Origin of the sequence: Variovorax sp. 278MFTsu5.1, from assembly GCF_048305045.1 — a bacterium.
Taxonomy (GTDB): domain Bacteria; phylum Pseudomonadota; class Gammaproteobacteria; order Burkholderiales; family Burkholderiaceae_C; genus Variovorax; species Variovorax guangxiensis.
The window spans coordinates 5,356,196-5,382,749 of sequence record NZ_CP157622.1 but is presented as its reverse complement, the minus strand read 5'-3'; the positions used below and the strand labels follow the sequence as shown (position 1 = coordinate 5,382,749).

General features: G+C 68.3%; 28 protein-coding genes. 17 read left to right on the top strand and 11 right to left on the bottom strand.

The features are described 5' to 3' along the window. Window positions 1-10: 10 nt before the first annotated feature. The 11 genes from fliP to fliF form a co-directional block, all read right to left on the bottom strand. The gene (fliP, locus tag ABL844_RS24885) at window positions 11-772 is read right to left on the bottom strand and encodes a flagellar type III secretion system pore protein FliP (protein ID WP_260319401.1); all 762 of its coding nucleotides are present in this window, start codon (window positions 770-772) and stop codon (window positions 11-13) included. Beyond that, the gene (fliO, locus tag ABL844_RS24880; protein ID WP_418129380.1) at window positions 769-1,206 is read right to left on the bottom strand and encodes a flagellar biosynthetic protein FliO; all 438 of its coding nucleotides are present in this window, start codon (window positions 1,204-1,206) and stop codon (window positions 769-771) included. The genes fliP and fliO overlap by 4 nt, the downstream gene beginning before the upstream one ends. Continuing rightward, window positions 1,203-1,652: a flagellar motor switch protein FliN gene (fliN, locus tag ABL844_RS24875; protein ID WP_418129379.1), complete on the bottom strand. Its 450-nt coding sequence runs from the start codon at window positions 1,650-1,652 to the stop codon at window positions 1,203-1,205. The genes fliO and fliN overlap by 4 nt, the downstream gene beginning before the upstream one ends. Next, window positions 1,645-2,643: a flagellar motor switch protein FliM gene (gene fliM, locus ABL844_RS24870; protein ID WP_418129378.1), complete on the bottom strand. Its 999-nt coding sequence runs from the start codon at window positions 2,641-2,643 to the stop codon at window positions 1,645-1,647. The genes fliN and fliM overlap by 8 nt, the downstream gene beginning before the upstream one ends. A 36-nt stretch (window positions 2,644-2,679) precedes the next feature. Beyond that, window positions 2,680-3,192, bottom strand: coding sequence for a flagellar basal body-associated protein FliL (gene fliL, locus ABL844_RS24865; protein WP_418129377.1), 513 nt, complete (start codon window positions 3,190-3,192; stop codon window positions 2,680-2,682). Window positions 3,193-3,358: 166 nt separating this feature from the next. Continuing rightward, window positions 3,359-4,795 (bottom strand): flagellar hook-length control protein FliK, encoded by a 1,437-nt coding sequence (locus ABL844_RS24860; RefSeq protein ID WP_418129376.1) that lies wholly within the window; start codon window positions 4,793-4,795, stop codon window positions 3,359-3,361. Window positions 4,796-4,826: 31 nt separating this feature from the next. Further along, complete coding sequence (fliJ, locus tag ABL844_RS24855) at window positions 4,827-5,282, bottom strand: flagellar export protein FliJ (protein ID WP_126023309.1); 456 nt, start codon at window positions 5,280-5,282, stop codon at window positions 4,827-4,829. Beyond that, a complete protein-coding gene (gene fliI, locus ABL844_RS24850) occupies window positions 5,279-6,736 on the bottom strand; it encodes a flagellar protein export ATPase FliI (RefSeq protein WP_184641071.1) in 1,458 nt (485 codons plus the stop codon). The genes fliJ and fliI overlap by 4 nt, the downstream gene beginning before the upstream one ends. A gap of 8 nt (window positions 6,737-6,744) precedes the next feature. After that, a complete protein-coding gene (fliH, locus tag ABL844_RS24845) occupies window positions 6,745-7,575 on the bottom strand; it encodes a flagellar assembly protein FliH (RefSeq protein WP_418129375.1) in 831 nt (276 codons plus the stop codon). Next, the gene (gene fliG, locus ABL844_RS24840; protein ID WP_418129374.1) at window positions 7,562-8,560 is read right to left on the bottom strand and encodes a flagellar motor switch protein FliG; all 999 of its coding nucleotides are present in this window, start codon (window positions 8,558-8,560) and stop codon (window positions 7,562-7,564) included. The genes fliH and fliG overlap by 14 nt, the downstream gene beginning before the upstream one ends. Then, entirely contained in the window at window positions 8,553-10,292 is a 1,740-nt protein-coding gene (gene fliF, locus ABL844_RS24835; protein WP_418129373.1) for a flagellar basal-body MS-ring/collar protein FliF, read from the bottom strand. The genes fliG and fliF overlap by 8 nt, the downstream gene beginning before the upstream one ends. Window positions 10,293-10,574: 282 nt before the next feature. Here fliF and fliE point away from each other — a divergent pair, with 282 nt between their 5' ends. From fliE to ABL844_RS24750, 17 genes are all read left to right on the top strand, one after another. Next, window positions 10,575-10,892, top strand: a complete 318-nt coding sequence (gene fliE, locus ABL844_RS24830; protein WP_126023313.1) for a flagellar hook-basal body complex protein FliE — start codon at window positions 10,575-10,577, stop codon at window positions 10,890-10,892. Window positions 10,893-11,070: 178 nt separating this feature from the next. Next, entirely contained in the window at window positions 11,071-12,726 is a 1,656-nt protein-coding gene (locus ABL844_RS24825; RefSeq protein WP_184641074.1) for a FliC/FljB family flagellin, read from the top strand. 166 nt (window positions 12,727-12,892) lie between these two features. After that, window positions 12,893-13,249: a flagellar protein FlaG gene (locus ABL844_RS24820; RefSeq protein ID WP_184641075.1), complete on the top strand. Its 357-nt coding sequence runs from the start codon at window positions 12,893-12,895 to the stop codon at window positions 13,247-13,249. A 55-nt stretch (window positions 13,250-13,304) separates the two neighbouring features. Continuing rightward, a complete protein-coding gene (fliD, locus tag ABL844_RS24815; RefSeq protein ID WP_418129371.1) occupies window positions 13,305-14,747 on the top strand; it encodes a flagellar filament capping protein FliD in 1,443 nt (480 codons plus the stop codon). A gap of 34 nt (window positions 14,748-14,781) precedes the next feature. Then, on the top strand, window positions 14,782-15,201 hold the full coding sequence (gene fliS / locus ABL844_RS24810; protein WP_184641077.1) for a flagellar export chaperone FliS: 420 nt from the start codon (window positions 14,782-14,784) through the stop codon (window positions 15,199-15,201). 28 nt (window positions 15,202-15,229) lie between these two features. Continuing rightward, window positions 15,230-15,562 carry a flagellar protein FliT gene (locus ABL844_RS24805; protein ID WP_221297679.1) on the top strand — a complete coding sequence of 111 codons (333 nt, stop codon included), beginning with the start codon at window positions 15,230-15,232 and terminating at the stop codon, window positions 15,560-15,562. A 34-nt stretch (window positions 15,563-15,596) separates the two neighbouring features. After that, entirely contained in the window at window positions 15,597-16,898 is a 1,302-nt protein-coding gene (locus ABL844_RS24800; protein WP_418129370.1) for a flagellar hook-length control protein FliK, read from the top strand. 61 nt (window positions 16,899-16,959) lie between these two features. Further along, a complete protein-coding gene (locus ABL844_RS24795; protein WP_126023319.1) occupies window positions 16,960-17,235 on the top strand; it encodes an EscU/YscU/HrcU family type III secretion system export apparatus switch protein in 276 nt (91 codons plus the stop codon). A gap of 337 nt (window positions 17,236-17,572) precedes the next feature. Continuing rightward, a complete protein-coding gene (gene flhD / locus ABL844_RS24790) occupies window positions 17,573-17,935 on the top strand; it encodes a flagellar transcriptional regulator FlhD (protein ID WP_184641079.1) in 363 nt (120 codons plus the stop codon). Then, window positions 17,932-18,519 carry a flagellar transcriptional regulator FlhC gene (gene flhC, locus ABL844_RS24785; RefSeq protein WP_126023320.1) on the top strand — a complete coding sequence of 196 codons (588 nt, stop codon included), beginning with the start codon at window positions 17,932-17,934 and terminating at the stop codon, window positions 18,517-18,519. The genes flhD and flhC overlap by 4 nt, the downstream gene beginning before the upstream one ends. 75 nt (window positions 18,520-18,594) lie before the next feature. Further along, window positions 18,595-19,455: a flagellar motor stator protein MotA gene (gene motA / locus ABL844_RS24780; RefSeq protein WP_126023321.1), complete on the top strand. Its 861-nt coding sequence runs from the start codon at window positions 18,595-18,597 to the stop codon at window positions 19,453-19,455. A 40-nt stretch (window positions 19,456-19,495) separates the two neighbouring features. Further along, window positions 19,496-20,374 (top strand): flagellar motor protein MotB, encoded by an 879-nt coding sequence (gene motB, locus ABL844_RS24775; protein ID WP_126023322.1) that lies wholly within the window; start codon window positions 19,496-19,498, stop codon window positions 20,372-20,374. Between the two features lie 53 nt (window positions 20,375-20,427). After that, window positions 20,428-22,539, top strand: coding sequence for a chemotaxis protein CheA (cheA, locus tag ABL844_RS24770; protein WP_418129369.1), 2,112 nt, complete (start codon window positions 20,428-20,430; stop codon window positions 22,537-22,539). 20 nt (window positions 22,540-22,559) lie between these two features. After that, window positions 22,560-23,858: an EAL and HDOD domain-containing protein gene (locus tag ABL844_RS24765; protein ID WP_418129367.1), complete on the top strand. Its 1,299-nt coding sequence runs from the start codon at window positions 22,560-22,562 to the stop codon at window positions 23,856-23,858. A 108-nt stretch (window positions 23,859-23,966) separates the two neighbouring features. Further along, on the top strand, window positions 23,967-24,803 hold the full coding sequence (locus ABL844_RS24760) for a CheR family methyltransferase (RefSeq protein ID WP_126023325.1): 837 nt from the start codon (window positions 23,967-23,969) through the stop codon (window positions 24,801-24,803). Then, window positions 24,800-25,444 (top strand): chemoreceptor glutamine deamidase CheD, encoded by a 645-nt coding sequence (gene cheD / locus ABL844_RS24755; protein WP_418129366.1) that lies wholly within the window; start codon window positions 24,800-24,802, stop codon window positions 25,442-25,444. The genes ABL844_RS24760 and cheD overlap by 4 nt, the downstream gene beginning before the upstream one ends. Before the next feature lie 2 nt (window positions 25,445-25,446). Beyond that, a complete protein-coding gene (locus ABL844_RS24750; RefSeq protein ID WP_418129365.1) occupies window positions 25,447-26,526 on the top strand; it encodes a protein-glutamate methylesterase/protein-glutamine glutaminase in 1,080 nt (359 codons plus the stop codon). The last annotated feature ends 28 nt before the right edge of the window (window positions 26,527-26,554 follow it).

The window sequence follows — 26,554 nt, the reverse complement described above, 5'->3', positions numbered from 1 at the left end:
CGGTCGTGCCCTAGAGGTAGAAGCTCTGCGCCAGCGCGCCGATGAGCAGCTGCCAGCCGTCGGCCAGCACGAAGAGCATCAGCTTGAAGGGCAGCGCGATGGAAGCCGGCGGCACCATCATCATGCCCATGGACATCAGCACGCTCGCCACCACGAGGTCGATGATGAGGAAGGGAATGAAGATGGTGAAGCCGATCTGGAAGGCCGTCTTCAGCTCGCTGATGACGAAGGAAGGCAGCAGGATGCGCAGCGGCACGTCTTCGGGGCCCTGCATCTCGGGCACCTTGGCCAGCCGTGCGAAGAGAGCGAGGTCGCTCTCGCGGGTCTGCTTGAGCATGAAGGTCTTGAAGGGCGCGATGCCGCGCTCCATCGCCTTCTCGGCGCTGATCCTGTTCTCGGAGAAGGGCTTGTAGGCCTCGTCGTAGGCCTTGTCGAGTACCGGCGCCATCACGAAGAAGGTGAGGAACAGCGACAGCCCCACCAGGATCTGGTTGGGCGGCGAGGTCTGCGTGCCGATGGCGGTGCGCAGCAGGCCCAGCACGATGAGGATGCGCGTGAAGCTGGTCATCGACAGCAGCAGCGCGGGCAGGAAGGTGAGCGAAGTCAGCAGCACCATGGTCTGCACGCTCAGCGACCAGGTCTGGCTGCCGCCGGGGCCGGGCGTGCTGGTGATGCCGGGCAGGCCCTGGGTCCATGCGGCTGCGGGCACCAGGGCGGCGGCGAGCAGCAGCAGCGCGGCGCGCAGGCCGCGGCGCAATGCGGGGCGGGTCATGGGGCGGGGTGGTGTTGCCGAGGCTGCTGCGTCTTGCCGGTGAGCGATTCGCGCAGCTTGCGGGCGAAGAGTTCGACGGGAGTCGCGGGCGTAGATGCCGATGCCGCGCTGGCCTGCTGGGTCTGCGTCTGGGCCTGCGCCGGCAGCGTGTGCAGCGTATTGACCTGGCTGGGCGTGACGCCCAGCACCAGCCAGGTGTCGGCCACTTCGACCACCACCACGCGCTCGCGCTGACCGACTGCGGCGCTCGAAACCACCTTCACCAGGTGGCCGCCGCCCAGCCGCTGCAGGCCGAAGCGGCGCGCCAGCCAGGCGCAAAGGAAGATCAGGCCCACCACCATCGCCATGCCGAAGCCCGCCTGCAGCAGGCCCGAGGCGCCGACGGCGGCCGGCGCCACATCGTGGACCGGCGTGGACACGGTGGGAAGGCTCATGCGCGTGCGAGCTTCTGCATGCGCTCGGAGGGGGTGACGATGTCGGTCAGGCGGATGCCGTACTTCTCGTTCACCACTACCACCTCGCCCTGCGCGATGAGATAGCCGTTGATCAGCACGTCCAGCGGCTGGCCGGCCAGCCCGTCGAGCTCGACCACCGAGCCCTGCGACAGCTGCAGCAGGTTCTTGATGGTGATGCGCGTGCGGCCGATCTCCGCGGTGAGCTGCACCGGCACGTCGAGCACGCGCGCGATGTCCACCGCGGTGGCGTTGCCGCCGGCCGCAAGAGGCGCCGCGGCGGGCGCGTCCTGGATCGGCTGGAAGACCTGCGCGGCGGCCGGCGCCACGGCAGGGGCTGCTGCTGCGGCAGTGGCGGCCGTCTGCTCGGCCAGCGCGCTGGCCCAGTCGTCCGCTTCGCTGCCGGCGGAGGAGGTGTTGTCAGTCATGTTCGTTCTTCAGGTCGCTGTCTTGATGGGTGATCATGTTCTGCACGCGCAGTGCATAGCGTTCGTTGGAGATGCCGTAGCCGCACTCCATCACCGGCACGCCGCCGACCTTGGCGACGATCGTCTCCGGCAGCTCGATGGGAATCACGTCGCCGGTGCGCAGCTTCATCACTTCGCCGATGGTCGAGGGCATGCTCACGAAGTCGGCCACCAGCTCCACGTCGGCGGCCTGCATCTGGCGAGACATCTGCGTGACCCAGCGCTTGTCGACCTCGACCTCGTCCTGGATCGGGTTGGACAGCAGGTCGCGGATCGGCTCGATCATCGAATAGGGCAGGCACACGTGCAGGAAGCCGCCCACGGGGCCGAACTCGATCTGCAGCGTGGTGTTGATCACCACCTCGTTGGGCGCGACGATGTTGGCGAGCTTGCCGTGCATCTCGGCGCGCACGTAGTCGAAGTTCAGCGGGAACACCGGCTGCCACGCGTCGCCATAGCACTGCAGCGACAGGTCGAGCAGCCGCTTGATGATGCGCTGCTCGGTGCGGGTGAAGTCGCGGCCTTCCACGCGAACGTGGTAGCGCCCGTCGCTGCCGAAGAGGTTGTCCACCACGAGGAACACCAGCTTCGGATCGAACACGAAGAGGGCCGTGCCGCGCAGCGGCTTCATGTGGATCATGTTGATGTTCGCCGGCACCGGCAGGTGCCGCACGAACTCGCCGAACTGCTGGATCTGCACCGGCCCCACCGAGATGTCGGGGCTGCGCCGCATGAAGTTCAGCAGCGCGCTGCGCAGGCCGCGCGCGAAGCGGTCGTTGATGACCTCCAGCGTGTGCATGCGGTTGCGCACCACGCGGTCGGGCGCGCCGAGGTCGTAGGCGGGCAGCCCGTCCTTCGGCGGTGGAGGAGGGGGCGCCTGGTCGACGTCGCCGGTGACGCCTTGCAGAAGCGCATCGACCTCGTCCTGCGAGAGCACCTGTTCATACGCCATGGATCGCTTGCCGTCCGGAGGATGGTGTCGTGGTGCTCACTGCACGACGAAGATGTTGAACGAGACGCTGGAGATGCCCAGCTCGGGCGTCTGCGGCGTCAGCGGTGCGTTCAGCGCGGCGCGGATCTCCTCGGCCAGCCTGGCCTTGTCTTCCGGCGTGACCAGCGACTCGGGCGGCCGGTTCGACAGCTGCACCAGCAGCCGGCTGCGCAGCTCGGGCATGAACTCGACGATCCGGGCCTTGGCCTGCTCGTCGCGCACGCGCACCGCCATGCCGATCTGCAGGAAGCGGCTGCGCCCTTCGGACTGCAGGTTCACCGTCAGCGGGTCCAGCATGACGAAGATGGGCTTCTCGGGAACCGGCGGCTTGGCCGTTTCCGTGGAGGCGGCGCCCGTGAAGCGCGGCAGGAAGACGTACGCGGCGGCGCCGGCCGCTGCGAGAAGGCCGACGGCCAGCACGACCCCGATCAGCAGCTTCGATGAGCGGCGCGGGGCGGGCAGCGAGGCGGAGGCCGGTGCGGCGTTTGCGACAGATGTTGGGGGAGCCATGTTGAAGCGGTTTTTCTTGTCCGGTCTATTCTTTTCGAAGTCCCTCGCGGACGAACGGCCGAACAAGCGCACAAAGGCGTTTCATATCCGTTCATTGCGCGGCGCCTTCCATGGGGCGCCGTCGCGGGGCGGGGGGTGAAGATGGGTTGCTGCGTGCCTCGCTGCCTCAGGCGAAGGTGTCGATGCCGGAGCGCGAGTTGGCGGCGGCGGGGCGCGTGGCGGCGACGGCGGCCGCCGGTGCACCGGCCGCCGTGCGTCCGGCGCCGGGGTAGGAGGCCGTGGCCTGCTGCCGCGCCGCGCCCTGCTGCTGGCCCTGTTGTTGCTGCGCGAAGGCGGCGTCGTTGCCGTTGGGCTGGCGCGTTTCCGCGCCGACCGAGGTCTGGCCCAGCGTGATGCCTTGCTCCGACAGCGAGTTGCGCAACTGCGGCAGCGCGGCCTCGACGGCCTTGCGCACGCTCTCGTGCGCCGAGACGAACATCGCCTGCGCCTGGTTGTCGCCCATCGACAGCGTGACCTTCAGCGGGCCGAGGCCGGCCGGGTTCAGGTTGAGCTCGGCCGTGTGGTGCCCGCTGGCGCTCATGCGCAGCAGTTGCTGGCCCAGGGCCGGCGCCCATTTGTCGCTGCCGACTTCGGGCGCGATGGTGTGGGCCGGAGTGCGCGCGGCGGCCGCGGTGTCGCCCGCGCGCTCCGGGGACGACGCCGTCACCGCGGCTGGCTGCTGGAGCGCGACGGGGTCGATGGCGGGCTGGCTGTCCGCGCCATCGGTCGTGGCGGCGACAGGGCTTGCAGCCACGGCGGCCTTGGCGGCCTGCGCATCGTTTGTTGCCGCTGGTTGCGCCGCGCTCGCGAGCTGCTCGGCGGTGGTGGTGCCGATGGGCGCGCGCGATGCGGGGCCGCGGCCGGTCGCTGCGGTGCCCACGGATGGGCTCGCGGGGGCGGACACCGGCTTGGCGAAGCCCACGGCCATGGTCTGCGCCGCGATGGCGGCGCGGGCTGCATCGTGCAGCGAGCCGGCGGGCGCGGCATCCGCTTGCAGGGGCGCGGCTTGCGCGGCGGCTGCGGCGGGCTTCTGCGCGACGGCCTCCTTCGCGGCCTTGGCCGCGGCCTCGGCCGTGTCCGCTGCATCGGAGGCGACAGCGGTCGTGCCGGCGGCTGTCTTCGCCGAAAGCGCCTGCAGGGCCGGATCGAGAGCCACGTCGGTGGTGGCGTCTGCCGGCGTCGTCTTCGCAAGCCCGTCGGCAGTGCCTTCGCCCGCCGCCTGCGCCGCCGACCGGCCCGCGAGCGTCAGCGCGTGCAGCGGCGAGTTCGCCTGCGCGAGGAATGCGAGGTTCGGGTCGGCGAGCGGAGCGTCTTCCTTCTTCGTGTCCTCATCCGCGCCGGGCTTGCGCGCGGCCTTGCGGTCGATGGCGGCCACGTCCGACGTGCTGCCGTCCTTCTCCGCCGTACCGGCCTGGCCGCCGCCGTTGGCGCGCGAGCGCTCCAGCGCCGCGCCGAAGCTTGGGCCCTGCGCCTCGTCCGCGCCGCGCCCGCGCGAGGCGGCCTGCGCGGCCGCGGGCTGTGCTGCGGCATTCGTCGTGACGGGGGGCATGATCATGGAAGGCATGTCGGGTCCTGCGTGCGGATGTTTCTGTTTCTCAAAGGGTCGGATGCGAGGCGCGGTCGAAGAACTTGCGCGCCGCGCGCTCGTCGCTGTCGCGCTGCTCGCGCTTGGCCTCGGCCATCAGTTCCTGCATGCGCACGCGCTCGGCCAGCGTGTCGAAGGAGCTCAGGCGTCGGCGCTGCTGCTGCCAGTCGTCGCGGCCGTGGTCCAGCCGGGTGCCGGTCTGCGCGGCAATAGCGCGCTGCTGCTCGATGGCGTTGTCCAGCGTGCCGAGGAAGTTGCGGTAGTTGCGCCACTGCGAGGAGGGCAGGCCGTCGCGCATCAGGGCGTCGAGCTGCTCGTGGTAGTCCTGCCGGTACTGCAGCAGCAGGTCGAGCTTCTGGCTGGCGTCCAGGTGCGCGTTCTGCAGCGCGCCCAGGCGCCGCGCGGCGTCGTCGGTCTGCGTGTGCGCCAGGTCGATCAGCATGCCGAGAGGGAGCTTGCGTGTCATCTTTTGCTTCTTTGCGGAGTGGGTGTGCGCGGCTCGCCTTCGAACAGGTTTTCCAGGCGGGCGATGGATTCGGCATAGTCCGTGCGCTCGTCCATCGACTGCTGCAGGAAGCCCTCGATGCGCGGGTACATCGCGATCGCCTGGTCCAGCTGCAGGTCGTGGCCGGGCGCGTAGGCGCCCACGCTGATCAGGTCGCGGTTGCGCTGGTAGCGCGAGAGCATCTGCTTGAAGCGGCGCACGGTGTCGAACTGCGAGGACGGGATCAGCGCGGTCATGGCGCGGCTGATGGAGGCCTCGATGTCGATCGCCGGGTAGTGCCCGGCCTCGGCCAGCGTGCGCGAGAGCACCACGTGGCCGTCGAGAATCGCGCGCGCCGAGTCGGCGATGGGGTCCTGCTGGTCGTCGCCCTCCGAAAGCACCGTGTAGAAGGCCGTGATGGAGCCGCCGCGCCCGTTGGCGTCGCGCTCGCCGTTGCCGGCGCGCTCCACCAGCGCCGGCAGCTTGGCGAACACCGAGGGCGGATAGCCCTTGGTGGCCGGCGGCTCGCCCACGGCCAGCGCGATCTCGCGCTGCGCCATCGCGTAGCGGGTGAGCGAATCCATGATGAGCAGCACGTCCTTGCCGCGGTCGCGGAAGTACTCGGCCAGGCAGGTCGCGTAGGCCGCGCCCTGCAGGCGCAGCAGCGGCGAGTTGTCGGCCGGCGCCGCCACCACCACCGCGCGTGCCAGGCCCTCTTCGCCCAGCGTGTTCTCGATGAAGTCCTTCACCTCGCGGCCGCGCTCGCCGATGAGGCCGACCACGATGACTTCCGCGCTGGTGTAGCGCGCCATCATGCCCAGCAGCACGCTCTTGCCCACGCCGGAACCGGCGAACAGGCCCATGCGCTGGCCGCGGCCCACGGTGAGCATGCCGTTGATGGCGCGCACGCCCACGTCGAGCACCGAATCGATCGGCGCGCGCGTCAGCGGGTTCATGGGCGGCGAGCTCAGCGGCACCTTGCGGGCCATGTCGAGCGGGCCCAGCCCGTCGAGCGGACGGCCGGCCGCATCGACCACGCGGCCGAGCATGCCTTCGCCGACAGGCAACCGCTTGGTGTGCGCATTGCCGCCGCCGATGGTTCCCGCCGCATCGGGCTCGGGCGCGCCGGGCCGCGCATACACGCGCGCGCCGGGCAGCAGGCCCGCCACTTCGGTCTGCGACATCAGGAAGAGCCGGTCGCCCGCGAAGCCGACCACTTCGGCTTCGGCGTGCCGTTGCGCATGGCCCGGCGGCAGCTCGATCAGGCAGTCGCTGCCCACGGGCAGCTGCAGGCCCACGGCTTCGAGAACCAGTCCCACGGCGCGCGTGAGCCGGCCCGAGGCGATGGTGGTTTCGCAGCCCGCCACATTGGCGCGCGCTTTTTCGAGCGCGGCGAGCACCGACTGCAGATGGGGGTTGGGGGCGGTGGCCTGCATGGCGGTTGTCACCGGGCTTCGGGCCTGCCGTCGGCGTCGCCGTTGAGGGCGCCCGTCACGCGCTTCCAGCGCGTTTCCAGCGTGCCGTCGAGTTCGCCGGTGGCTGATTGCACGCGGCAACCGCCTCGGGTGATGGTGTCGTCGGCGCGCATCTGCCAGCCTGCGGCTTCGATCTCTTCGCCAAGGCTGCTTCGCACCAGCGCCACGTCGTCGGGGTGCAGCAGCAGGCGCGGCTCACCGCGCAAGGCTGGTTCGGTGTTGAGCAGGTCGCGCACCACGGGCAGCACCCATTCGGGCTCGGCCTTCAGCGTGCGGTGCACCACCTGGCGGGCCACGTCGAGCGCGAGCGCGAGCACGGCCTGCGATAGCTCTTCCTCGGCGCGGCGCAATGCATCGGGCAGCGACCGGGCCAGCGCGCGCAGGCGTTCGGCGTGTGCGCTGGCGGCCGCGAGGCCGGTGGCCAGGCCCTCGGTGTGGCCCACCTTGCGGCCTTCGGCAAGGCCGGCGGCGCGGCCCTCGGCTTCGCCGTCCATGCGGGCTTCCTTGCGGATGCGCGCGAGATCGGCGAGGTCGACCTTGGGTGCGGAAGGAGGCGGCGGCGCTGGCGGCGCGGTGTTCCTGCGCTCGCCCGTCGTCTTGCGGGCCGCGGGCGTGCGAGGGTTGCCGTCGATGGTGCCCATCTCCCAGCGTTCCCATGCGGACAGCGCGGGCGCGGGAACGATGGGGCGCTCGGTCCTCGGCCCGCCTGCCGCGTGGCGTGCGGCGGCGTGGATGGCTGCGAGCCGCTCGCGCGATTCGCCGAAGCCGCCGAAGTTGCCGTTGGAATCAGACGAACTCATCGGTGCCAGGCGTCGCGATCACGATTTCGCCGGCCTCCGCCAGGCGGCGGGCGACCTGCAGGATGGCCTTCTGCTCGGTTTCGACCTGCGACACGCGCACAGGTCCGCGCAGCTCCATGTCCTCGCGCAGCGTCTCGGCGGCGCGCTGCGACATGTTGTTGAGGAACTTGTCGCGCAACTCCATCGGCGCGCCCTTGAGGGCGATGATGAGCGAGTCGCTCTCGATGTCCTTGAGCAGGCGCTGGATGCTGCGGTCTTCCAGGCCCAGCAGGTTCTCGAACACGAACATTTCGTCGACGATGCGCTGCGCCAGCGCCTCGTCCTGCTCGCGCACGTGGGCGATGGCTTCTTCCTCCACGCTGGTGCTCATGAGGTTGACGATCTCGGCCGCGGTGCGCACGCCGCCCAGGCGGCTGCGGCGCAGGCCCTGGCCCGCGAGCATCTCGGTGAGCACGTCGGTCAGTTCGTTCAGGGCCGAAGGCTGCACGCCGCCGAAGGTGGCCACGCGCATGATCACGTCGTGGCGCAGGCGCGCGGGCAGCTTCTCGAGCACCTCGGAGGCCTTCATGCGGTCCAGATGCACGAGCAGCGTCGCCAGGATCTGCGGATGCTCGTCGCGGATGAGCTCGGCCACTTCGCCGGCCTCGAGCTCGTTGAGCCGCTCGATGCCGCCGTGCGGCTCGTCGGGCTGCAGGATGTCTTCCAGCAGGTTGCTGGCGCGGTCCTCGCCCAGCGCCTTGCGCAGCACGGCGCGGATGTAGCTGGTCGAGCCCAGGTGCAGGGCCGAGAGCTGCTCGGTCTCGTTGCGGAATTCGGCCAGCACCCCTGCCAGCTCTTCCTTCGAGACTGAGGTGAGCTTCGACATCGCGAGCCCCAGCGCCTGCACCTCGGAGGTGGGCAGCTGGTGCAGCGCGGCCGCCGCGCGGTCTTCGCCCAGTGCCATCAGCAGGATGGCGCTCTTGCGGGTTCCCTGTTCGCTACTCATCGTTGTTCATCCAGTGCTGGATCAGCGCCGCCACCACCTTCGGGTCCTTGTCGGCGGTCTGGTGGGCGTATTCCATGTCGGCCTTGCGGCGGTTGGCCTCGCGTTCGCGCAGGCTCTCCTCGGCGGAGGGCGTGTTCTCATCCGGTGCGGCAGCGGCCACCACGGCCGGGGCTTCCGCAGCGGCCGGCGCGGGCGGGGGCGCCAGGTGCTTGCGCATCAGCGGGCGCAGCACCGCGAACCAGGCGAAGAGCGCGAACAGCGCGTACAGCAGGTACTGGCCGGCGATCCTGGCGAGGTCGAGGTTCTCGCGGTCGCGCCAGAACGGCACCTCGGGCGCGGGAGCGTTGTCGGCGTCACGGGCGAAGGCGCTGTTCACCACGTTGAGCGAGTCTCCTCGTTCCTGGCTGAAGCCCATGGCTTCCTTCGCGAGGTTGCGGATCTGCTCCAGCTCGGCCGGCGTCAGCGCGCGGCTGGCGGTCTTGCCCGCGGCATCCACCGCGTCGCGGTTGTTCACGACGACGGCGACCGACAGGCGCTTCACGCCGCCGGCGGCCTGCTGCACGTGGCGTATGGTGCGGTCGAGCTCGTAATTGGTGGTGGTGTCCTTGCGCGAGCTGCTCGGGCCGGTGGGCGCGGTGCTGGCCGTCGATGCGCTGGCCGTGCCGGGGGCTCCCGGTGCGCCGGGCGTTCCGGGGGCGGGCGGGGTTCCGGGTGCGTTCGGTGCCCTCGGGCCGGTGATCGGCGCGGTCGGGTTGACCGGCGGCTGGTTCGACAGCGCGCCCGGCACGCCGCCAGGCTGTCCGCCGCCGTGCTGTGCCGATTCGCTGCTCTGCTGGCTGCGGATGGCGGCCTGCGCCGGGTCCTGGTTGGGCTTGTATTTCTCGTCGGTGTGCTCGACCACAGAGAAGTCGATGTCCGCCGCCACCTGCGCGCGCACGTTGTTCGCGCCCACGATGGGCTGCAGGATCGCCTCGATGCGGCGGATGTAGCCCTGCTCGATCTCCTGCGCGTACTTCAGCTGGCTCACGTCCAGCCCGCGGTCTGCGCCGCGCGCGGAAGAAAGCAGGTTGCCGCGCTGGTCCACCACGGTGACGCTCTTGGCGTCGAGGTCGGGCACGCTGCTGGACACCATGTGCACGATGGCGCTGACCTGGCCTTCGTCGATGCTGCGTCCGCGCGCCAGTGCGAGCACCACCGAGGCCGAGGGCTTCTTCTGCTCGCGCACGAAGAGCGAGGGCTTGGGCAGCGCCAGGTGCACCCGGGCCGACTCGATGGCGCCGATGGATTCGATGGAGCGCGCCAGCTCGCCTTCGAGCCCGCGCTGGTAGTTGACCTGCTCGGCGAACTGGCTGGTGCCGAACTTCTGGTTGTCCATCAGTTCGAAGCCCACCCCGCCGGCCTTGGGCAGGCCCTGCGCCGCGAGCTTGAGGCGGGTCTCGGCCACCTTGTCGCCCGCGATCAGGATCGCGCCGCCGCCTTCGGCGAACTTGTAGGGCACGTTCATCTGCTGCAGCGACGCGATGATCGCGCCGCCGTCGCGGTCCGACACATTGGTGTAGAGCACCTTGTATTCGGGGCCGCGGCTCCAGAGCATGAACGCGGCCGCGGCGGCCACCAGGGCCGCGCCGCCGATGATCAGCGGCAGCCTCGGCTGCGCGCGGAGGCGGTCGAGCAGGGCCGGCTGGCCGTTGCCGGACTGGGGCAGCGCGTCCGCGGGCGCAGCCGTGCTCATGGGTGCGCCCTCGTCGCGGCCATGGCCATGGTGGGAGAGGAATTTCGGTTTAGAGATTTCATTCCGGATGGCCGGTGATGTCGTCCGCGGCCTGTTCGTTTCGCGGACGATTGTCAGCAGTCACCCGGAATTCGAATGGCCGAACAGCCGGGGTTTTCGCCCTCAGTTGCGCGCTTGAATCGGGGTCTTCCCTTGATACGCTGCAAGCCAGCCGGAGGGCCCTGGTCCCTCCGTGTCAAGTCACGCAGAAGTGTTCAGACAAACAAGAGGAAGAGGATCACCATGTCCATCAGCGCCATCGAATCGGTCCTGCAGCAGATGCGGGCCACCGCGGTCCAGACGGGCATCGCGCCGCAGACGGCAGCCCCGGCCGAAGCCGGCGGCTTCGCCGCCGAACTCAAGCGCTCGCTCGCCAACATCAGCGGCGCCCAGCAGCAGGCCTATGCGCAGGCCGAGTCCTTCGAGCTGGGCAAGCCCGGCGTCGCGCTCAACGACGTGATGGTCGACATGCAGAAGGCGAACGTCGCGTTCCAGACCGGGCTGCAGGTTCGAAACCGGCTCGTGACCGCCTACCAGGAAGTGATGAACCTGCAGGCCTGAAGGGTGAACGGGTGATGTGGAGAGGGGCGCGCAACTTTTTCGTGCATGCCCCCTAAAGGTTCGCAGGGCCCCGCCGATAACCAAGTCAACGATGGCTTGAGTCTCTAAGTGGAAGCGGGTCCAGCGTTACGGCCAAAAGCCGGAGTCCACAACCTTTTTCATCAATCAGGAGTCGAACATGGCGCAAGTCATCAACACGAACAGCCTCTCCCTGCTCACGCAGAACAACCTGAACAAGTCGCAGTCGGCGCTGAACAGCGCCATCGAGCGCCTGTCTTCGGGCATGCGCATCAACAGCGCCAAGGACGATGCCGCCGGCCAGGCCATCGCCAACCGCTTCACGGCCAACATCAAGGGCCTGACGCAAGCCACCCGCAATGCCAACGACGGCATCTCGATCGCCCAGACGACGGAAGGCGCCCTGACCGAAGTCAACAACAACCTGCAGCGCATCCGCGAACTGGCTGTGCAGGCCGGCACGGGCACGAACTCGGCCAGCGACCTGGACTCCATCCAGGCTGAAATCGGCCAGCGCATGGACGAAATCAACCGCGTCTCGCAGCAGACCCAGTTCAACGGCGTGAAGGTCCTGTCGGCAGACGCTGGCAAGCTGACCGTGCAAGTCGGCGCGAACGACGGTGAAACCATCGACATCGACCTGCAGGAAATCAGCGCCAAGACCCTGGGCCTGGACGGCTTCAACGTCAACGGCAAGGGCGTGTCGGCCAACGCCAAGGCCAACGTCAACGACCTGACCAAGGCCGGCGCCACCGGCACGGGCCCGTACGTCGTGACCACCAGCTTCGCCAAGGTGACCGCCGAGCAGGCCGTCGACGCGATGCAGGACGGCAACACGGCTGTCGTGGGCGCGACCACCTACAAGTACGACGCCGCCGCCGGCAACTTCACGACCACCGTCGCCGTCGCCACCGGTGCTCCCACCACGGCTTTCGCCGGCACGCTGCTGCCGACCGCGGGCAACAAGTTCTCGGGCACCTTCACGGGCGTCAGCGGCACCACCAACTTCGAAGTCGACAGCGCCGGCGCGATCACCATCGGCGGCCAGGCAGCCTACCTCTCGGGCGGCAACCTGACGACCAACAACGTCGGCGCTCCTCCGGCCGCCACGCTGTCGGGCCTGTTCGCCAGCGGCGACACCACCGCCAGCGCATCCAGCGTCCAGCTCAACGGCACGACCTACAACTTCGGCGCTGCCGCGAACTCGGGCTTCACCTACACGAAGACCGTTTCGAAGGACGACGTGAAGACCGCCGTCGCCGGCGCCGCCTCGACGGTGAACCTGGGCTCGGGCATCTTCGCCTCGACCGTGACCTTCGCCGCTGCCGGTGGCCAGTCCAGCGACACGTACATGGACAACGACAAGGAGATGACCAAGACCGCGTCGTACACCACGAGCTACAACGTCAACGCAGTCAACGGCGAAGTGACGGTTGCCTCGACGACCGGCACGGGCAAGTACGCAGCCGACGTGGGCGCAGTGGCCTACGTCAACTCCGCCGGCAAGCTGACCACGGACACGACCAGCAAGGGCACCAAGACGAGCAACCCGCTGGCCGCGCTCGACGCAGCCCTGGCCAAGGTCGACACGCTGCGCGGCAGCCTGGGTGCTGTGCAGAACCGTTTCGACTCGGTGATCGCCAACCTCGGCACCACGGTCGTGAACCTGTCCTCGTCGCGCTCGCGCATCCAGGACGCCGACTACGCGGTCGAAGTGTCGAACATGACGCGCGCCCAGATCCTGCAGCAAGCCGGTACCTCGGTGCTGTCGCAGGCCAACCAGACCACGCAAGGCGTGCTGTCGCTCCTGCGTTGATCGAAAGGTACTGAGAAGTCAGAGGAAAGCCGGGTCCCTCCCCTGGGTTGGGATCCGGCCGACGCAGGCCCCTGGCGCAATCCGGGAGTGCCTGCGCTGTTCCCTGCGGCCATGCCGGTCCAGGCGAGGCCGCAGAGAACAGCGAACCCAGCACAGCAAGGTGGAAATGATGTTGAACCCCGTGTCGGCGAACTCCGTGAAGGACAACCAGTGGACGCAGCTGCTCGTCGGCGGCGCCGCGGGCGCGGCCTCTGCCGCCGCCGCCACGGCCGAGAAGGACGACGCGAAGGAGGGCGCGACGCCGGTCCAGGTGGAGCAGGCGGTGCGCCAGGTGAACGAGTCGCTCGCGCTGCGCGAGGTCGGCCTGCAGTTCGAGGTCGACAAGGAGACCGACATGGTCATCGTCAAGGTGGTGGACCGCGCCAGCGGCGAGGTCATCCGCCAGATTCCCAACGAGGAAGTCGTGCGCATCGCGAAGCTGATGAACGACGGCAACGGACTGCTGGTGGACCACGCGGCCTGAGGCCGGCACGCGGGCACCGGCAATCTCAATCAAGGAAAAACAGGAAAGCATCCACATGGCAACCATCAGCAGTCTCGGCGTCGGCGCCAACCTCGACCTCGCCTCCCTGCTCACGCAGCTCGAGACCGCCGAGAAGCAGCCCATGGTGGCGCTGCAGGCCAAGGCCAAGAGCTACACGAGCAAGCTGTCGGCCTACGGCACGATCCAGAGCGCGCTCTCCACGCTGCAGGCGGCGGCCAAGAAGCTCGGCGACCCGACGTTCTTCCAGAGCGTGACGGGCACGCCCACCGTCAGCGGCATCCTGTCGGCAACCGCCACCGACACGAGCGCGGCGGGCAACTACACCATCGACGTGTCGCAGATCGCGCAGTCGCAGACGCTGGTGAGCGCGGGCCAGGCCGACGCCAAGGCCGCCATCGGCACCGGCAAGATCACCATCGACTTCGGCGCCATCACCGGCGGCACGCTCGACCCGGCGAGCGGCCAGTACAGCGGCGCCACCTTCACCGCCGACGCGAGCCGGCCCGCCAAGTCGATCACCATCGACTCGACCAACAATACGCTGGAAGGCATCCGCAACGCCATCAACGGCGCGAACGCGGGCGTCACGGCCAGCATCGTGAACGACGGCAGCGGCACGCCCAACCGCCTGGTGCTGACCTCGACGCAGACCGGCGAGAAGTCGAGCATGCGCATCGCGGTCGACGGCGACGCGGCGCTGCAGGGCCTGCTGAACAACGACCCCGCCGGCGCGCAGAGCCTGAAGCAGACCTCGGCGGCGCAGAACGCGAAGCTCAACGTCAACGGCATCGACGTCACCAGCCCGACCAACACGGTGAAGGAAGCCATCCAGGGCGCCACGCTGACGCTGGTGGGCACCGGCAAGACCGGCCTGTCCATGAAGGAGAACACGGCCGGCGTGAAGACGGCCATCAACGACTTCGTGAAGGCCTACAACAGCCTGCAGAGCACGGCCAAGACGCTGACCGCGTACGACGCCGACACCAAGACCGCCGCGGCACTGGTGGGCGACAGCACGCTGCGCAACCTGCAGACGCGCATCCGCCAGGCGCTCGTGGCGCCGCAGTCCGGCGGCACGAACGACATGAAGGTGCTGACCGAGATCGGCGTGTCCTTCCAGAAGGACGGCACCCTGGCGGTCGACTCCGACAAGCTGGACAAGGCGCTGGCCAACAACCTCAAGGGCGTGGCGAACCTGTTCTCCAGCGCCACCGGCAGCAAGGCCGGCTACGGCAAGCAGATCGACGCGCTGGTGGACGACGTGACCAAGGGCGCGCTGAAGGTGGCCAGCGACGGCGTGACGGCGACCATCAAGGAACTCGACACCCAGTACGACGCGATGCAGCTGCGCGTGGACGCCACGGTCGACCGCTATCGCAAGCAGTTCAACCAGCTCGACGTGCTGATCAACAACCTGAACAACACCAAGAACTACCTCACGCAGCAGTTCGACGCGATGTCGAAGCAGTCCAAGTAGGACGCAAGGCACGCGGAACCTGGAGCACCAGCCGATGTACACCCCCCACAACATGCGCACAGGTGCCGGTGCCTACGCGCGCCTCGGTGTCGAGACCAGCGTGATGAGCGCGTCGCCGCACCAGCTCATCACGATGCTGTTCGATGGCGCCAAGACCGCCATCGGCATGGCGCGCCACCACATGGCCGCCGGCGACACCGAAGCCAAGGGCAACGCGATCTCCAAGGCCATCGGCATCGTCGACAACGGCCTGAAGGCCGGGCTCGACGCCCAGGCGGCCGGCGAGGCCGGCGCCGAGCTGGTGGCCAACCTTTCGGCACTGTACGACTACATCGTGCAGCGGCTGTTCCGCGCCAACCTGCACAACGACGTGCTGGCCCTGGACGAGGCCGACCGGCTGCTCGAGAACATCGCTTCCGCCTGGCGGGAGATCGACGACCGGGCCCGTGGCTGAAATGCAACCGCAAGAGAAACAGAAAAACATGGCATTCCGGAGTGAGGTCGTTCATTGCTACGAAGAGCTGGCCACCGGCATCGCATCGATGCTGGTGCTGGCGCGCGCCAAGGAGTGGGGCCAGCTCCCCGCGCTCGAAGCCCGCTGCTCGGCGATGGTGGAGCGCCTGAAGGCCATCGAGCCCCACGAGCTGCTGGACGCGACGCAGGTCGAGCATGTGCTCGATCTGCTGGAGCGCATACGTTCCGACCAGGCCGAGGTGTCGGGGCTCATCAAGCCGCAGCTCGAGAGCCTGATCAGCCGCATGGGATATCTCACGCAGCAGAAGAACCTCGGCAGGGCCTACGGGCCGCCGCACTGAGCGCGGCTGCCGGACGACCTGAAGAAACCGCACCATGACTGGACTCGCCGGACTGCTCGACGCGCTGCTGGCCGCAAGGCTCGCGCCGCGGCTGGACGTGCTCGGCATCAAGCCCGAGACCACCATCGGCGCGCCCGGGCCGGCGGTGGCGATCGGCAAGGTCGAGAACGATGTCAGGCTGCCTTCCAATGCGGCGCTCGACAGGCAGATCCCGGGTGCCGCTGCCGGCGGTACTCCCCATGCCGGCTCCGGCGCCCAGCCTTCGATGGAGACGCGGCTGTCGGTGGCGGCGCGCGTCATCGGCGCGGTGCTGGCCGACCTGCAGGCGCAACCGGGGCCGGTGCGTGGCGCCGTGCCGCTGATGCCTTCGCGCGCGCAGCCGGTGAACGCCGCGGCGCTGGCGGGCACGCTGGCGCAGGCTGTGTCGGACAGCGGGCTCTTCTATGAATCGCACCTGGCGTCGTTCACGGCCGGCGGCCGCACGCTCGCGCAGATGAAGCAGGAGCCCCAGGCGCAGTGGGCCGTGCCGGTGATCGCGAAAACGCAGGCGGGTGCATCGGTCGCGTCGCAGGTGGTGGCTGCCGCATCGACGGCGGCGATCGTCGATTCGCCGGATGCGCTGCCTTCGCTCGTGGCGCAAGCTCAGGTGCCCGCGGTGCAGGGCGACGGCGCCCGCGCGGTGGGCGTTGCCGCGCCACAGGCGCCGGCCACAGCAGGGCAGCCACAGGACGCCGGTGTCTCCTCCTCGCAAGGCAAACCGCAGACTCTGGAACAGCAAGCCGCGGCGAACGACGCGGCGCGGGTGCAGGCCGCCTATCGGCAACCCGAGAGCGCATCGCCCGGCGGCGGCTTCGATTCGATGCCCGCGCACCGCGCCGGCGAATCCGCGCGCCAGGCCGACAGCGCCACGGCCCTGCCGGCATTGCGCGGCGGCGAAGTGATCCATCCCCAGGCCGTCACGCTGGTGCACCAGCAGCTCGATCTGCTGGCCAGCTCGGTCTTCCGCTGGAACGGCCATGCCTGGCCCGACGTGCCGATGAGCTGGACTGTGGAGGAAGAACAACAGGCCCGGTCCGAGGCGCGCGAGGGCGCGGTGGCCGAAGAAGAGGGTGCGCGCCGCTGGTCGACCACGGTCTCGCTGGAGCTGCCGAAGCTTGGCGAGGTCGACTTGCGGCTGAGCCTGGACGGCCAGGCCGTCCAGGCGCATCTGTTCGCGCGCGAGGCTTCGACCATGGTGCGCCTGCGCGGCGACACCGGCCGGCTCGCGAAGCGTTTCGACGCCGCGGGCCTGCAGCTGCAGCAGGTGCTGGTCGCCGCGAAGGAGGTTGCGCTATGAGCGCCGCGCCGGGCCGCCCCAGGCAAGCTCGCACCGCGGTGCGAAGCACGAAGGTATTCCAATGAACGAGGTGCTCGACAACCGCAACAGCGCCGTCGCGCTGTCCTATGCGGACAAGACGCGGGCGCCCGTCGTCGTGGCCAAGGGTTATGGCGTGGTCGCCGAATCGATCATGCGCGAGGCGCGCGAGCACGGGCTTTACGTGCACTCGTCGGCCGACCTCGTGAAGCTCCTGATGCAGGTCGACCTGGACAGGCAGGTCCCGCCGCAGCTGTACCTCGCCGTGGCGGAGGTGATGGCGTGGATCTACCGCCTCGAGGGTCGCGCAGGCGACTAATTGACCAGATGGACCAATGTGAAATCATGAATCGAGAAATTCGTTCAAATGGTCTTTCATCGGGACTAAATAAACCCATAGCGTTTATCAATTCGATGTTGCTGACGAATAAATTCGCGCTTTTTTTGGTGGCGTCTGAAACATTTGTTACCCAAACGGCTGACACCTGTAAACGCGGGGTCTCCATTGGGAGATGAGGAGTGCCTTGTCAGATGCCTCCTACCTTTTTTACCCTCATGTCATACAAAACACTTCAACATGTAAAACTTTGTGTATATAATGTATACACGATTGTTAGGAGCACGAAGTGAGCTTTGAATCGGAAATGGGATCAGAGATGGAAAACGTCAACATCACCGCCAACGGCGTGATTTCGAGGGAAATCGGCGAGATAAATCTGGCCTATATGCTGCTGGCGCAGAAGCTGGTGAAGCAGGACAGGGCCGAGGCCATGTTCCGCCTCGGCGTGGGCCGTGAGCTGGCCGATCTGCTGGCGAACATGTCGCTCAGCCAGATCGTGAAGCTGGCCGCGTCCAACTTCCTGCTGTGCAGCTTCCGGCTGGACGACCGCCCCATGTTCGCGGTGGTCGGCGAGGGCAAGGAGCCTGCGCTGCAGCAGGCGCATATGTCGATCCTGATGGCCGCGCGCCAGGCGCAGGCACAGTCGCAGGCGCAGATGCGCGGAGCGAGCGCGGCGTGACCAGCAAGAGCGTCCTGGGCGAGGTGCGGCAGGTCCAGCTCGCGATCGAGCTGATCGGCCTCGGCGCGCGCCTGCAGTTCCTGGAAGCCGCGGTCACGCTGAGCCGCGAGCGCCTGATCCGCCTCTACAAGGAACTCAAGGGCGTCTCTCCGCCCAAGGGCCTGCTGCCGTTTTCCACCGATTGGTACATGACATGGCTGGCCAACATCCACTCGTCGATGTTCTACAACATCTACCGGTTCATGCTCGACGAGGCGGACGAGAACGAGCTGCCCGCGCTCATCAAGGCCTACCGGCTCTACACGCAGCAGGTCGAGGCCAACGGTGGCGAGGTGGTGCTCGACTTCACCCGCGCCGAGACCATGGTCCGCTTCTTCGACAGCGACATGCTGCAGCTGAGCACCTGCTGTCGCTGCGGCGGCCATTTCGTGGCGCATGCGCACGACAACAAGAACGGATACGTGTGCGTGCTGTGCCGTCCGCCTTCGCGCGCGGGCAAGGCACGCAAGCCCAAGGCGACAGAGCGCCGCCGCGGCGGGCTCGTCGCGGTGGCGCCGGTGATGGACATCGGCGGCGCCGTCTAGGAAAAGTGCCCCGCCGGCGGCCATGGCCGCCAGGGGTTTGTTGATTCGACGCCCGCTGGGCGATAGGGGAAGCGCGTGCTGGTTCTGGTTGGATACATCGTGGTGATCGGTGCCGTCTTCGGTGGCTACGGCCTCATGGGCGGGCACTTCGGCGTCCTGTTCCAGCCGGTCGAACTGCTCATGATCGGCGGTTCGGCGCTGGGCGCCTTCATCGCCGGCAACAACGGCAAGACCATCAGGGCCACCATCAAGGAGCTGCCCCTGCTGCTGCGCACCTCCAAGCACAACCGCCAGCTCTACATGGACCTGCTCGCGCTGCTGTACGAGCTGCTCGCCAAGGCCCGCAAGGAAGGAATGATGAAGCTGGAGACCGACGTGGAAGACCCGTCCCAGAGCGAGATCTTCACGCGCTATCCGAACATCATGGCGCACGAGGGCATCACCGTCTTCCTGTGCGACTACCTGCGCCTGGTCATCAGCGGCAACACCGATGCGCACGAGATCGAGGCGCTGATGGACCACGAGATCGAGACCATCCGCCACGAGGCCGCGGTGCCCGGCCACAGCCTCTCGCGCGTGGGCGACGCGCTGCCCGCGCTGGGCATCGTCGCGGCCGTGATGGGCGTGGTGCACGCACTCGGCTCCGCCAACCTGCCGCCCTCCGAAATGGGCGCGCTGATCGCGCACGCGATGGTGGGCACCTTCCTCGGCGTGCTGCTGGCCTACGGCTTCGTCTCGCCGCTGGCCTCGCTGATCGAGCAGAAGGTGGAAGAGGGCATGAAGATCTACCAGTGCGCCAAGGTCACGCTGCTGGCCAACCTCAACGGCTACGCGCCTCAGCTCGCAGTGGAGTTCGGCCGCAAGGTGCTGTTCTCGACCGAGCGCCCCTCGTTCACCGAGCTGGACGACCACGTCCGCGAAGTCAAGGCGCGCTGACGCGCCCATCGCACGAGCCAGCACAGAGCAGCCAGCGATCATGAGCGACGACAAGCCAAGAGTCATCTTCAAGCACGTCCACAAGGGCAAGCACGGGGGCGCGCACGGCGGCGGCTGGAAGATCGCCTATGCCGACTTCATGACGGCCATGATGGCCTTCTTCCTCGTGATGTGGCTGCTCTCCATCTCCAGCACCAAGCAGCGCGAAGGCATCGCGGAGCACTTCCGCATGCCGTTGCGCGTGGCGCTCACCGGCGGCGACAAGTCCAGCCTCAGCACCAGCATGATCCCCGGCGGAGGCGCCGACCCGGTGCACGTGGAGGGCGAGGTCAAGCTCACCGAGACCGCGAGCGAGGACGAGGCCGACGCCAGCCGCCTCGCCGAGATGAAGAGAAATCTCGACGCGCTGATCGAGAAGAGCCCTGTGTTCCAGCAGTTCCGCTCCCAGATCCTCATCGACATCACCACCGAGGGCCTGCGCCTGCAGATCGTCGACACCGAGAACCGCCCGATGTTCGAGCTGGCCAGCGCGCGCGTGGTGCCGCACATGCGCGCCATCCTGCGCGAGCTTGCGCCGGCGCTCAACGGCCTGCCCAACAAGATCACCCTGTCGGGGCATACCGACGCCATCGTCTACACCAACGACCGGTCCTATGGCAACTGGGAGCTGTCGTCAGACCGCGCCAACGCATCGAGGCGCGAACTCGTGGCCGGCGGCATGGCCGAGGGCAAGGTGCTGCGCGTGATCGGCCTGGCCGACAGCATGCACCTGGACAAGGCCGATCCGCGCAACCCGATCAACCGGCGCATCAGCATCATCCTGCTCAACCACCGGACCCAGGAGCGCATCGAGCGCGAGAACAGCGCGGAGCCCGTCGGCGGGCTGCGCATCGGCAAGGCGGCCGCGAAGGCGGACTGAACGGACGCACGACAGCAGACGGCACAACAACAAGAAACACACAAAGACACGAGATGGACCTCAGTCAATTCACCCAAGCCTTCTTCGTCGAAGCCATCGAACTGCTCGCCGAGATGGAGCAGCTCCTGCTGGAACTCGATGTCGACGCCCCCGACAGCGAACAGCTCAACGCCATATTCCGCGCGGCGCACTCCATCAAGGGCGGCGCAGCGACTTTCGGTTTCACTGCCCTTACCAACACCACGCACGTTCTCGAGTCGCTTTTGGACCGCGCCCGCCATGGGCAGCTGCGTCTGACCGGCCGGATGATCGATGCATTCCTGGAAACGAAGGACGCCTTGCAAGAACAACTCACCGCCTACCAGGCAGGCAACGAGCCGGACCCGGACATGGTCGCGCACATCTGTGGCGTGCTTCAGCAACTCGCGCTCGAAAGCGGTGACGCAAGTGCGGCGGCACCCGCGCCCGCTCCGGCCCCTGCGCCGGCTCCTGCGCCGGCTCCCGCGCCGGCTCCCGTGCCTGTGGCAGCCTCCGAGCCCGTGGCTGCGCCGGCCGATGCCGCCGCCGGCAAGGGCGGCGGCGGCGCACTGCGCGTCCGCTTCGCCCGCCTGTCGGAAAGCGAATGCGAGCTGCTGACCGGCGAGCTGGCCAATCTCGGCAAGGTGCTCTCGAGCACGCGCAGCAACGACCAGCTCACAGTGCTGCTCGAAACCACCTGCTCGCCAGACGACATCGTCGCCGTCTGCTGCTTCGTCATCGACGAATCGCAGATCGACATCACGCACGAAGCGGTTGCCGAAGCTCCGGCAGCGGTGGCCGCACCCGCGCGCGCGCCCGATCCCGAGCCCGCCGCGATCGTGGAAGCCGCGAAGCCGCAGCCCGCGCCTTCTCCCGCACCCTCGGCGCCCGCCACGGCAGCCGCTTCGTCCGCCGCCGCCAAGGAATCCAGCTCCATCCGCGTCGACGTCGAGAAGGTCGACCAGCTCATCAACCTCGTGGGCGAGCTCGTCATCACCCAGTCGATGCTCACGCAGGCCGCGACCATGCTCGATCCGGTGGCCTACGAGCGCTTCCTCAGCGGCCTGGGCCACCTGGAGCGCAACGCACGCGACCTGCAGGAATCGGTCATGTCCATCCGCATGATGCCGATGGACTACGTGTTCAGCCGCTTCCCGCGCGTCATCCGCGACGTGAGCGCCAAGCTGGGCAAGCAGGTCCGCCTGGACACCTACGGCAAGGAAACCGAGCTCGACAAGGGCCTGATCGAGCGCATCGTCGACCCGCTCACGCACCTGGTGCGCAACAGCCTCGACCACGGCATCGAGACGCCCGAGGTGCGCCTGGCCAAGGGCAAGGACGCCACCGGCCAGCTGCTGCTGTCGGCGCAGCACCACGGCGGCAACATCGTGATCGAGGTGAGCGACGACGGCGCGGGCCTCAACCGCGAGCGCATCCTTGCCAAGGCCATGCAGCAGGGCCTGCCGGTGAGCGAAACCATGCCCGACGACGAGGTGTGGCAGCTCATCTTCGCGCCCGGCTTCTCCACCGCCGAGCAGGTCACCGACATCTCGGGCCGCGGCGTGGGCATGGACGTGGTCAAGCGCAACATCCAGGAAATGGGCGGCCACGTCGAGATCCACTCGCGCGGCGGCCAGGGCACCACCACGCGCATCGTGCTGCCGCTGACGCTGGCCATCCTCAACGGCATGTCGGTGAAGGTGGGCAGCGAGGCCTACATCCTGCCGCTGAGCTACGTCATCGAGTCGCTGCAGCCGCTGCCGGAGCACCTGCATTCCATCACCGCCGACGGCCACGTGATCCGCGTGCGCGGCGAGTACTTGCCGCTCATCGAACTGCACCGCGTGTTCGACGTGGCCGGCGCGCAGACGCACCCCACGCAGGGCATCCTGGTGATCGTGCAGGCCGATGACAGCCGCTTCGCGCTGCTGGTGGACGAGCTGCTCGGACAGCACCAGGTGGTGGTGAAGAACCTCGAGACCAACTACCGCAAGGTGCCCGGCATCTCCGCCGCGACCATCCTCGGCGACGGCAGCGTGGCCTTCATCATCGACGTGGGCGCCATGCCGCGCATCCAGCGCGCGCAGGCCGCGAGTGCGGCCGCGCTCGCGGGCGCGGCCCGGAGGACCGACGCCATTGCACTCTGACATCCGACGGAGACAGCTGAATGCGGTTTGATTTCTTCCGTCGCGCTTCCGAAGGCGCCGGCGCCGAAACCGGCGCCTCCACCCAGCCCGAGGCCGGCTGCGAAGGCCACCTGGCCTACGCGATGCTGCTCGACGCGCAGAGACGCGTGATCGGCTATCGCATGGCCTGGCGCGCCGCCGGCGCGGCTTCCGATGCGTCCGGCGCAGCGGGCGTCAAGGCGCTCATGGACACGCTCGCCATGCACCTCAACCCTGGCGACGAAGGCTGGCTGCTGGGATCGCAGCTGCTGTTCGTCGACGTGACGGTCGACGCGCTCTTCCAGAGCGAGCTCCAGTCGCTGCCGCCGCAGCAGGTGGTGCTGTGCATGCGCGCGGACGAACTGATGGACGCCGACCTGCGCTCCATCCTGCTGTTCCTGCGCGAGCAGGGCTTCGGCTTCATGCAGTGCGCAGGCACCGTACTGCCTGAAGACCCGGAGCTGCGCTCCATCGTCACCCACCTCGAAGTCGGCGCGAACGACGCGGACACCGTCGCGCGCCTGCGCCAGGACGCCCAACTGGGCCACCCGCCGGTGGAGCCGGTGGCCTCGCGCGTGGAAGACTGGACCGAGTTCGATGCCTGTGCGTCGCGGCGCGTGAACGTGTTCATCGACGGCGCCTTCCGCAACCCGCCGGTGCTCGAGACCGAAGACGCGCTGCAGCCCGAGTCGCTGCTGATCGTGCAGCTGATGCAGATGCTCCAGCGCAACGAAGACCTGCGCGTCATCGAGGCCGCGCTCAAGCACGATGCCGCGCTCACCTACCGCCTGCTGCGCTACATCAACTCGCCCGCGGTGGGCATGGCGGTGGAGATTCATTCGCTGCGCCATGCGGTCGCCATGCTCGGCTACTCGCCGCTTTACCGCTGGCTCTCGCTGCTGCTGGCCACCAGCAACAAGGCGGGCTCGCCCTACATGATGAAGAAGGCCATCCTGCGCGGGCGCTTCGTCGAGCTGGTGGGGCAGGGCATGCTGCCTGCCAGCGAGGCCGACAACCTTTTCGTGGCGGGCATGTTCTCGCTGCTCGACCAGCTGCTGGGCGTGTCCATGGAAGGCGTGCTGCGCAAGGTGCAGCTCACCGAGGCGGTGCAGCAGGCCATTCTTTCGCGCGGAGGACTGTACGGCCCCTTCGTGGCGCTGGCCGAGAGCTGCGAGCTCGACGACGGGCAGGCGGCGCGCCTGTCGGAGGCGCTGTTCCTGAGCCCGGCGCAGGTCAATGCCGCCCAGCTCTCCGCGCTGGTGTGGGCGCAGGGCGCCAGCCCCGCCGCGAGCGAGCAATGAAGCAAGCCGCGGCCGGAGTGCCGAAAGTGCGGGGCATTTGCGCGTCTGATCGGTCCATTGGAAACGGTGGCCGCTATGTACATTGAAAGCCAACCTTCCAGGCTGGCCGTGACCACCGAGTTCCTTTTCACCGACAGCGACTTCTCGCGCGTGCGCACCCTCATCCATCGCCGCGCCGGCATCGCCCTGGGCGAGCAGAAGCGGCAGATGGTCTACAGCCGCCTCTCGCGCCGGCTGAGGGAGCTGCAGCTGCCCGACTTCGCCTCGTACCTCGACTGGCTCGAACAGCGCCAGGACGGCGAGGAGTGGCAGCTCTTCATCAACTCGCTGACCACCAACCTCACCTCGTTCTTCCGCGAGGCGCATCACTTCCCGACGCTGGCCGAGCACGTGCGCAAGGCGAAGCAGCCCGTCACCGTGTGGTGCGCGGCGGCATCGACGGGCGAGGAACCCTATTCCATCGCCATCACGCTGATGGAGGCGCTGGGCGACAAGGCCGCGGCCTCGCGCGTGATCGCCACCGACATCGACACGGCGGTGCTGGCCAAGGCCTCCGCCGGCGTCTTCACCGCGGAGCAGGTGCGCAGGCTCGCGCCCGAGCGGCTGCGGCGCTTCTTCAACAAGGGCACCGGCTCCAACGCGGGCAAGGTGCGCGTGCGGCCCGAGGTCGCGGCGATGGTGAAGTTCTCGCGGCTCAACCTGCTCGACAGCGCCTGGGCGGTGAAGGAGCCGGTGGACGCGATCTTTTGCCGCAACGTGATGATCTATTTCGACAAGCCGACGCAGAAGAAGGTGCTCGACCGCTTCGCGCCGCTGCTCAAGGCCGACGGCCTGCTGTTCGCCGGGCATTCGGAGAACGCCTCGCTGGTCAACCAGGCCTTCCGCCCGCTGGGCCAGACCGTGTATGAGCTGGCGCGCTCGCGTGCCGCGGGTGCTTCCTCATGAGCGCGGCCTCGAATGCGGCCGCCCCGGGCTCGGTGGCGAGCCATCATTATTTCGACCGCGACGTCGGGATGATGGCCGTGAAGCTGCTGCCCTCCGAGTACTACGTGACATCGAGCAACACCGCGCTCAGCACGGTGCTGGGCTCCTGCGTGGCCGCCTGCCTGCACGACCGCGAGGCGGGCGTGGCCGGCATGAACCATTTCATGCTGCCCGACGACGGCGAAGCCGGCGCCTCGGCCGGCACGCGCGACGCCACCGAATCGATGCGCTACGGCACCTACGCCATGGACGTGCTGATCCGCGAGCTGGTGCGCGCGGGCGCGAGCCGCGACCGGCTCAAGGCCAAGGTCTTCGGCGGCGGCGCGGTGCTGGCGAACATGACTACGCTCAACATCGGCGACCGCAACGCCGACTTCGTGCTGCGCTACCTGGGCAACGAGCGCATCGAGGTCGCCGCGCAGGACCTGCGCGGGCCGCATGCGCGCCGCGTGTGCTTCGTGCCGGCGACGGGAAAGGCCATCGTGCGCAAGCTGCGCGCGCAGACAGAAGTGCGCCAGGTGCAGCACGAGGAGGGCGAGCTGCTGCGCAGGCTCTCCGGCCCGCGCGCTGCATCGGCTGCCGATAACAAAGGAAACCTGTGAGCGTGAAGAAGATCAAGGTGCTGTGCGTTGACGACTCGGCGCTCATCCGCAGCGTGATGACGGAGATCATCAACAGCCAGCCCGACATGACGGTGGTGGGCACGGCGGCCGACCCGCTGGTGGCGCGCGACCTCATCAAGGTCACCAACCCCGACGTGCTCACGCTCGACGTGGAAATGCCGCGCATGGACGGGCTCGAATTCCTCGAGAAGCTCATGCGGCTTCGGCCCATGCCGGTGGTCATGGTTTCCTCGCTCACCGAGCGCGGCTCGGAGATCGCGCTGCGCGCGCTCGAGCTGGGCGCCATCGACTTCGTGACCAAGCCGCGCCTCGGTGTGCGCGACGGCCTGCTCAACTACACCGAACTGATCGCCGGCAAGATCCGCACCGCGGCCAGTGCGCGCCTGCTGCCCGCGCGGCATGCCGCCCCGGCGCGCCCCGGCGGCGAGGCACCGCAGGAATCTCTGCTGCGCAGCCCGCTGCTGAGTACCGAGAAGCTCATCATCATCGGCGCTTCCACGGGCGGTACCGAGGCCATCCGAGAAGTACTGCAGCCGCTGCCGCCCGACTCGCCGGCCGTGATGATCGCGCAGCACATGCCCGCGGGCTTCACGCGCTCGTTCGCGCAGCGCCTGGACGGTCTGTGCCGCATCAACGTGAAGGAGGCCGAGCACGGCGAGCGCGTGCTGCCGGGCTATGCCTACATCGCGCCCGGCGGCTTCCACCTGTCGCTCGCGCGCAGCGGTGCCAACTACGTGGCGCACCTCGACCAGGAGCCGCCGGTGAACCGCCATCGGCCGTCCATCGACGTGCTGTTCGATTCGGCCGCCAAGCACGCGGGCAAGAATGCCATCGGAATCATCCTGACCGGCATGGGCAAGGATGGCGCCGAGGGCCTGCTGCGCATGCGGCGCGCCGGCGCACACACGCTGGCGCAGGACGAGGCCAGCTGCGTGGTCTTCGGCATGCCGCGCGAGGCCATCGCGCTGGGCGCGGTGGACGACGTGTCGCCCCTGGCCGAAGTCAGCCGCCGCGTGCTGGCACACCTTCGCACGTTCGGTGAACGTACGAACCGAGTTTGAGAGAAAAGAAAACGACCTTGGAGTTGGA

Coding starts and splice junctions, on each gene's coding strand:
- fliP (WP_260319401.1), bottom strand. CDS start 772: ATGACCCGCCCCGCATTGCGCCGCGGCCTGCGCGCCGCGCTGCTGCTG.
- fliO (WP_418129380.1), bottom strand. CDS start 1,206: ATGAGCCTTCCCACCGTGTCCACGCCGGTCCACGATGTGGCGCCGGCC.
- fliN (WP_418129379.1), bottom strand. CDS start 1,652: ATGACTGACAACACCTCCTCCGCCGGCAGCGAAGCGGACGACTGGGCC.
- fliM (WP_418129378.1), bottom strand. CDS start 2,643: ATGGCGTATGAACAGGTGCTCTCGCAGGACGAGGTCGATGCGCTTCTG.
- fliL (WP_418129377.1), bottom strand. CDS start 3,192: ATGGCTCCCCCAACATCTGTCGCAAACGCCGCACCGGCCTCCGCCTCG.
- ABL844_RS24860 (WP_418129376.1), bottom strand. CDS start 4,795: ATGCCTTCCATGATCATGCCCCCCGTCACGACGAATGCCGCAGCACAG.
- fliJ (WP_126023309.1), bottom strand. CDS start 5,282: ATGACACGCAAGCTCCCTCTCGGCATGCTGATCGACCTGGCGCACACG.
- fliI (WP_184641071.1), bottom strand. CDS start 6,736: ATGCAGGCCACCGCCCCCAACCCCCATCTGCAGTCGGTGCTCGCCGCG.
- fliH (WP_418129375.1), bottom strand. CDS start 7,575: ATGAGTTCGTCTGATTCCAACGGCAACTTCGGCGGCTTCGGCGAATCG.
- fliG (WP_418129374.1), bottom strand. CDS start 8,560: ATGAGTAGCGAACAGGGAACCCGCAAGAGCGCCATCCTGCTGATGGCA.
- fliF (WP_418129373.1), bottom strand. CDS start 10,292: ATGAGCACGGCTGCGCCCGCGGACGCGCTGCCCCAGTCCGGCAACGGC.
- fliE (WP_126023313.1), top strand. CDS start 10,575: ATGTCCATCAGCGCCATCGAATCGGTCCTGCAGCAGATGCGGGCCACC.
- ABL844_RS24825 (WP_184641074.1), top strand. CDS start 11,071: ATGGCGCAAGTCATCAACACGAACAGCCTCTCCCTGCTCACGCAGAAC.
- ABL844_RS24820 (WP_184641075.1), top strand. CDS start 12,893: ATGATGTTGAACCCCGTGTCGGCGAACTCCGTGAAGGACAACCAGTGG.
- fliD (WP_418129371.1), top strand. CDS start 13,305: ATGGCAACCATCAGCAGTCTCGGCGTCGGCGCCAACCTCGACCTCGCC.
- fliS (WP_184641077.1), top strand. CDS start 14,782: ATGTACACCCCCCACAACATGCGCACAGGTGCCGGTGCCTACGCGCGC.
- ABL844_RS24805 (WP_221297679.1), top strand. CDS start 15,230: ATGGCATTCCGGAGTGAGGTCGTTCATTGCTACGAAGAGCTGGCCACC.
- ABL844_RS24800 (WP_418129370.1), top strand. CDS start 15,597: ATGACTGGACTCGCCGGACTGCTCGACGCGCTGCTGGCCGCAAGGCTC.
- ABL844_RS24795 (WP_126023319.1), top strand. CDS start 16,960: ATGAACGAGGTGCTCGACAACCGCAACAGCGCCGTCGCGCTGTCCTAT.
- flhD (WP_184641079.1), top strand. CDS start 17,573: ATGGAAAACGTCAACATCACCGCCAACGGCGTGATTTCGAGGGAAATC.
- motB (WP_126023322.1), top strand. CDS start 19,496: ATGAGCGACGACAAGCCAAGAGTCATCTTCAAGCACGTCCACAAGGGC.
- cheA (WP_418129369.1), top strand. CDS start 20,428: ATGGACCTCAGTCAATTCACCCAAGCCTTCTTCGTCGAAGCCATCGAA.
- ABL844_RS24765 (WP_418129367.1), top strand. CDS start 22,560: ATGCGGTTTGATTTCTTCCGTCGCGCTTCCGAAGGCGCCGGCGCCGAA.
- cheD (WP_418129366.1), top strand. CDS start 24,800: ATGAGCGCGGCCTCGAATGCGGCCGCCCCGGGCTCGGTGGCGAGCCAT.